Source organism: Colwellia sp. MB3u-55 (genome assembly GCF_014076785.1).
In the GTDB taxonomy this organism is placed as follows: domain Bacteria; phylum Pseudomonadota; class Gammaproteobacteria; order Enterobacterales; family Alteromonadaceae; genus Colwellia_A.
In genome coordinates, this window is sequence record NZ_JACGUS010000021.1 from 1 (window position 1) to 923 (window position 923).

At 32.4% G+C, this 923-nt stretch carries 1 protein-coding gene; it reads right to left on the reverse strand.

What is annotated here, in order from left to right:
• Window positions 1-210: 210 nt before the first annotated feature.
• Complete coding sequence (locus H4J66_RS00925; protein ID WP_182169366.1) at window positions 211-621, reverse strand: hypothetical protein; 411 nt, start codon at window positions 619-621, stop codon at window positions 211-213.
• Window positions 622-923: the final 302 nt, after the last annotated feature.

The following is a 923-nucleotide window of genomic DNA, read 5'->3' on the forward strand; positions in this document are numbered from 1 at the left end:
TGCTTTGGCGAAAAAACTATTTAACCACAAACTAAAATAGATTTAATTACACGTAAATAACCAAGATAAAGAAAAGACAAATACCACAATTACATTTAATCGAATTCGCAATGCCGCATAACGCCCCATTAAGAGGCTTTTAATTGTTGGTTAAAATGTGAAGCGAAGCGGAACCTAACCAACTGTTAAAAGTCCTGCTTGAATGGCTTGTTATAAAGCACTTGCACACTTCTTGATATTATCTTTAGAAAACAAGACTTTCCCTTTTAACTTTAACCCATCGAAATCAAGATTAATAGTAAGCTTATTATTCGTAATACTTAAGCTTCCCGATTTAGCAACTATAACTCTTGAGTTTAACCACGTCTTTACTTGATGGGATTCTAGATCCCCATTTAGTGTAGAAACCTGAAAAGTATAAATATGATCAGAAATCGATTTATTGTCATAATCGAAGGGTGTGTAATGGCTACCTGTAACGGTTTCTCTATTAATGATTTCAATTTGATAATTGGAATTAGGTTTTAGACAAATACTTGCTTCGTCTAAGATTTCTGTATTAACAAATGCACAACTTGTTAAAAGGAAAAAGACATTAAGTAATAAAATTCGAATATACACTCCACGCTCCGTGTGCTTTATAACGCCACATTAAGCGGCTAAAAATTGTTGGCTATAATGTTGAACGAAGTGAAAACAGCCAACTGTTTTTTGTCCGTTTGAATGCCTTGTTATGCGATTTTTACATTACCACAAGCCGCACAATTTATATAAATATTAGTAACATAAAATACACATTTAAAAAACTCACAGCATTGCGACACACTAAACCGTGAATTTTGAGCCACTAATGAAAAGTGAATTTATCACTTACCTACTTTGGCGAAAAACTATTTAACCAAAAAGTGAAATAGATTTAATTA